A 5,892-nucleotide genomic window follows, 5' to 3' on the forward strand; every position below is an offset into this window, starting at 1 on the left:
CCGATGGTTGCGGGGACAGGATTTGAACCTGTGACCTTCAGGTTATGAGCCTGACGAGCTACCGGGCTGCTCCACCCCGCGCCACGGTACGCCGCTCGCATGGAGTGCGAGGGGTATGACATGTGAATGGGTTCTTGATGATCCTTGGATGCTGTTTGACGCACCGGCTACAATGCCTGGCGACGACCTACTCTTCCATCGCTTAAGCGATAGTACCATTGGCGCAGTCAGGTTTCACGGCCGAGTTCGAGATGGGATCGGGTGGGGCACTGACGCTATAGCCACCAAGCAATGAAGCCGGTGCGTAAACATATATCCAGGGTTCACTGGAACCCAGACGCACGCGCCCGGGGGCGTTTGCGAATGGGTTCCAAAATCGATGCACGATTACCGTGTAGGCGTAGTTGTATTAGGCGTTGCTCTTAATCATCCGCACTATCTTCTGACAGTCGCTGGTCACCCAGTGTTGTCATTGATGGTGGGACTCTCAAGCGCGAATAGAGCAATTAGTATCGGTTAGCTCCATGCGTTACCGCACTTCTACATCCGATCTATCAACGTCGTGGTCTCCGACGGCTCTATGAAATCTTATCTCGAGGGAGGCTTCCCGCTTAGATGCTTTCAGCGGTTATCCCGTCCATACATAGCTACCCTGCTGCGCTTCTGGCGAAACGACAGGTACACCAGAGGTATGTTCAACCCGGTCCTCTCGTACTAGGGTCAACTCCTCTCAAATTTCGACGCCCACGGCAGATAGGGACCAAACTGTCTCGCGACGTTCTGAACCCAGCTCACGTACCACTTTAATTGGCGAACAGCCAAACCCTTGGGACCTGCTCCAGCCCCAGGATGTGATGAGCCGACATCGAGGTGCCAAACAACCCCGTCGATATGAGCTCTTGGGGGTTATCAGCCTGTTATCCCCGGCGTACCTTTTATCCGTTGAGCGATGGCCCTTCCACGAGGGACCACCGGATCACTATGACCGACTTTCGTCTCTGCTCGACTTGTCAGTCTCGCAGTCAGGCTGGCTTATGCCATTGCACTCTAACAGACGGTTTCCAACCGTCCTGAGCCAACCTTCGCGCGCCTCCGTTACTCTTTAGGAGGCGACCGCCCCAGTCAAACTACCCGCCACAGAGGGTCCCTGATCCAGTTTCATGGATCGAGGTTAGACATCAGAAAACAACAGGGTGGTATTTCACCTATGGCTCCACGTCAGCTGGCGCCAACGCTTCATAGCCTCCCACCTATGCTACACAGTTCTTTCCTAATGCCACTCTGAAGCTGCAGTAAAGGTGCACGGGGTCTTTCCGTCTAACCGCGGGTACTCCGCATCTTCACGGAGAATTCAATTTCGCTGAGCATGTCCTGGAGACAGTGGGGAAGTCGTTACGCCATTCGTGCAGGTCGGAACTTACCCGACAAGGAATTTCGCTACCTTAGGACCGTTATAGTTACGGCCGCCGTTTACCTGGGCTTCATTTCGGAGCTTGCACCCCTCCACTTAACCTTCAGGCACCGGGCAGGCGTCAGGCCCTATACGTCGTCTTGAAGCCGACTTAGCAGAGCCCTGTGTTTTTGCTAAACAGTCGCTACCCCCTGGCCTGTGCCCCCTCAATATGCTTGCGCACGATGAGGGCCTCCTTCTTCCGAAGGTACGGAGGCAATTTGCCGAGTTCCTTCAGGACACTTCTCTCAAGCGCCTTGGTATACTCTACCTGACCACCTGTGTCGGTTTCGGGTACGGTCTATACGGTGGGGCTATTTCCTGGAACCTCTTCAAAGCCCTCCCAATCCAATAAGGGAGAACAATTCACGAGATCCGTCACACACCACCAGGCCCACGAATATTAACGTGGTTCCCATCGACTACCCCCTTCGGGCTCGTCTTAGGGGCCGGCTCACCCTGCGCGGATTAGCCTTGCGCAGGAACCCTTGGTCTTTCGGCGAGAGGGCATCTCACCCTCTTTATCGCTACTCATGTCTGCATTCGCACTTCCGATACCTCCACGACCCATTACCAGATCGCTTCACAGGCTTACGGAACGCTCCGCTACCGCGTGAATAAATTCACACCCTAAGCTTCGGCACGTATCTTGAGCCCCGTTACATCTTCGCCGCAGGACCTCTTATTTAGACCAGTGAGCTGTTACGCTTTCTTTAAAGGATGGCTGCTTCTAAGCCAACCTCCTGGTTGTTTTGGAAGTCCCACATGCTTTCCCACTTAGATACGATTTGGGGGCCTTAGCTGTAGGTCAGGGCTGTTTCCCTTTTGACGATGGACCTTAGCACCCACCGTCTGTCTCCCGGATATCACTCGCAGGTATTCGGAGTTTGGTTAGAGTTGGTAGGTCTCGCGACCCCCGCATCCATCCAGTGCTCTACCCCCTGCGGTGTCCATCCGAGGCACTACCTCAATAGTTTTCGCGGAGAACCAGCTATTTCCCGGCTTGATTGGCCTTTCACCCCTAAACACAACTCATCCGGTAACTTTTCAACGTTAATCGGTTCGGACCTCCAGTGCGTGTTACCGCACCTTCATCCTGGTCATGCCTAGATCGCCGGGTTTCGGGTCTAATACATCAAACTAAATCGCCCTATTCAGACTCGCTTTCGCTGCGCCTACACCTAACGGCTTAAGCTTGCTTGATACATTAAGTCACAGACCCATTATACAAAAGGTACGCAGTCAGGCCACAAAAGCCCTCCTACTGCTTGTAGGCAATCCGTTTCAGGTACTGTTTCACTCCCCTCATCGGGGTGCTTTTCACCTTTCCCTCACGGTACTAGTTCACTATCGGTCGCATACGAGTATTTAGGCTTAGAGGGTGGTCCCCCTATGTTCAGACAGGATTACACGTGTCCCGCCCTACTCGAGTCCTGAATTCTCACTTTCGCATACGGGGCTGTCACCCGCTATGGCCACTCTTTCCAAAGTGTTCTGCTAGTTGAAATTCAGGCACTGGCCTGGTCCGCGTTCGCTCGCCACTACTAACGGAATCTCGGTTGATGTCTTTTCCTCCAGCTACTGAGATGTTTCAGTTCGCCGGGTTCGCTTCACGAAGCCTATGTATTCAGCTAAGTGATACCTTGCCCCAATTAGCTTCGCACTGGCTTGCGCCACTGCAAAGATAATCAGGATAGGTGGGTTTCCCCATTCGGAAATCTCTGGGTCAAAGGTTGCTCACACCTCACCAAAGCTTATCGCAGCGTGCCACGTCCTTCATCGCCTGTATGCGCCAAGGCATCCACGAATTGCCCTTACCTCACGCTTGAGAGTCCGCACCACCAACGACAACGCTGGGTTAAATCCCGAAGGACCTAACCAAAACTCGGCAGAGCAGCGAAGTGATGGAGATTGGTGCGGATGATTAAAAATGCTCAGCCTAATAACTTATTGGTATCGATCTGTCCGATCCAACATCGAGGCGAACCCCGAAATCTTCTCGTCCAAACCGATGACCGTTACGGCATCGATTTTAAGAACCCATTCACAATGTCAAATACGAGGAGCGTACTCCTCAGTCTTCCGCCGAAGCGGAACCGTTTCTCTTCATCTCTAGGTTATCGTGGCGAGTGGTGGAGCCTATCGGGATCGAACCGATGACCTGATGCTTGCAAAGCAACCGCTCTCCCAGCTGAGCTAAGGCCCCCTACTCGTTATGCTGGTGGGCCTGGGTGGATTCGAACCACCGACCTCACCCTTATCAGGGGTGCGCTCTAACCAACTGAGCTACAGGCCCGCACCTGCTGCGCCCGTCCGTCGCAGCTTGAGCTGCGCCTGATGGGCGCGCCTAAGGCGCCGACCGAGCTTGTCGCACGACCAGAACAGCAAATCTGTTCCGGCTGTGTGACTAACCTAGTGATGAAGGGACATGAGGACGGCGGCAAATGTTCTTTGGAATGGAGGAAGCTCTTCCCACCAGGCGTACCTGATAGGCGCTTTCCGCCGATATCCTTAGAAAGGAGGTGATCCAGCCGCAGGTTCCCCTACGGCTACCTTGTTACGACTTCACCCCAGTCGCTAAGCCCACCGTGGTCGCCTGCCTCTCATTGCTGAGTTAGCGCAACGCCTTCGGGTGAACCCAACTCCCATGGTGTGACGGGCGGTGTGTACAAGGCCTGGGAACGTATTCACCGCGGCATGCTGATCCGCGATTACTAGCGATTCCGCCTTCATGCTCTCGAGTTGCAGAGAACAATCCGAACTGAGACGGCTTTTGGAGATTAGCTCACCCTTGCAGGATTGCTGCCCACTGTCACCGCCATTGTAGCACGTGTGTAGCCCAGCGCGTAAGGGCCATGAGGACTTGACGTCATCCCCACCTTCCTCCGGCTTATCACCGGCGGTTTCTTTAGAGTGCCCAACTAAATGATGGCAACTAAAGACGAGGGTTGCGCTCGTTGCGGGACTTAACCCAACATCTCACGACACGAGCTGACGACAGCCATGCAGCACCTGTGCACTAGCCAGCCGAACTGAAATAATCCATCTCTGGAAAATATACTAGGCATGTCAAACGCTGGTAAGGTTCTGCGCGTTGCTTCGAATTAAACCACATGCTCCACCGCTTGTGCAGGCCCCCGTCAATTCATTTGAGTTTTAACCTTGCGGCCGTACTCCCCAGGCGGATAACTTAATGCGTTAGCTGCGCCACCGAAACTCTAAGAGTCCCGACAGCTAGTTATCATCGTTTACGGCGTGGACTACCAGGGTATCTAATCCTGTTTGCTCCCCACGCTTTCGCACCTCAGCGTCAATACATGTCCAGTGAGCCGCCTTCGCCACTGGTGTTCTTCCGAATATCTACGAATTTCACCTCTACACTCGGAATTCCACTCACCTCTCCATGATTCAAGCGATGCAGTCTAAAAGGCAGTTCTGGTGTTGAGCACCAGGCTTTCACCTCTTACTTACAAAGCCGCCTACGTGCGCTTTACGCCCAGTAATTCCGAATAACGCTAGCTCCCTCCGTATTACCGCGGCTGCTGGCACGGAGTTAGCCGGAGCTTATTCTCCCGGTACTGTCATTATCATCCCGGGTAAAAGAGCTTTACAACCCTAAGGCCTTCATCACTCACGCGGCATTGCTGGATCAGGCTTTCGCCCATTGTCCAATATTCCCCACTGCTGCCTCCCGTAGGAGTCTGGGCCGTGTCTCAGTCCCAGTGTGGCTGATCATCCTCTCAGACCAGCTAAGGATCGTCGCCTTGGTGCGCCTTTACCACACCAACTAGCTAATCCTACGCGGGCTCATCCCTGGGCGATAAATCTTTGGACTTTCGTCATCATCCGGTATTAGCAGTCATTTCTAACTGTTATTCCGAACCCAAGGGTAGATTCCCACGCGTTACGCACCCGTGCGCCACTAAGGCCGAAGCCTTCGTTCGACTTGCATGTGTTAGGCATGCCGCCAGCGTTCATTCTGAGCCATGATCAAACTCTCAAGTTTATGTCCGAAATCATCGCAGTGGAATTCCACGATAACCCCGCTCATTTCAAGGAGCCGTTCCTGCACATTTTCTTCAGGTTCCATGAGGCAAAACCCCACGACACCCATTTACGTATGGATACGTGAAGGACATATAGGAACGGCATATTTTAACCGAGCACCCAGCGCCTTGAAAACGCTGGACCCGGGCGCCGCCGCCCACATGTCCCTTCATCTAAACCGACAATGTCAAAGAGCGCAAAAGACCGACGCCTTACCTAACCCCTTTTTAGTGGGGCGGTCCGGCGCCTGGCTATTTGGTGACCGTAGAAGCGAACCGTGTGGCCCACCGCTGCGGTGACACCCCTCTAGGCCCGACCTCCAATACCGTCAAACCCTTTCTTGCATTTTTCCTACACTTTTTCCGAAAATCCCAGAATTCCGCGGGTTTTGGGGT

Annotated in this window: 3 tRNA genes and 3 rRNA genes; all 6 read right to left on the reverse strand. The window is 53.8% G+C overall.

Going from position 1 to position 5,892, the window contains the following annotated elements:
- Positions 1-4: 4 nt before the first annotated feature.
- The 6 genes from ABC969_RS16420 to ABC969_RS16445 all read right to left on the reverse strand — a co-directional run bounded on the left by ABC969_RS16420 (position 5) and on the right by ABC969_RS16445 (position 5,456).
- A tRNA-Met gene (locus ABC969_RS16420) sits at positions 5-81 on the reverse strand.
- Positions 82-174: 93 nt separating this feature from the next.
- Positions 175-289: ribosomal RNA gene (gene rrf / locus ABC969_RS16425) — 5S ribosomal RNA — on the reverse strand.
- 197 nt (positions 290-486) lie between these two features.
- A 23S ribosomal RNA gene (locus ABC969_RS16430) occupies positions 487-3,278 on the reverse strand.
- A gap of 302 nt (positions 3,279-3,580) precedes the next feature.
- Positions 3,581-3,656: transfer RNA gene (locus tag ABC969_RS16435), tRNA-Ala, on the reverse strand.
- A gap of 13 nt (positions 3,657-3,669) precedes the next feature.
- A tRNA-Ile gene (locus tag ABC969_RS16440) sits at positions 3,670-3,746 on the reverse strand.
- Between the two features lie 219 nt (positions 3,747-3,965).
- Positions 3,966-5,456: ribosomal RNA gene (locus ABC969_RS16445) — 16S ribosomal RNA — on the reverse strand.
- The 16S, 23S and 5S rRNA genes sit together here with 3 tRNA genes alongside, the layout of an rRNA operon.
- Between the last annotated feature and the right edge of the window lie 436 nt (positions 5,457-5,892).

The organism is Sphingomonas qilianensis, from assembly GCF_039614825.1.
GTDB lineage: Bacteria > Pseudomonadota > Alphaproteobacteria > Sphingomonadales > Sphingomonadaceae > Sphingomonas > Sphingomonas qilianensis.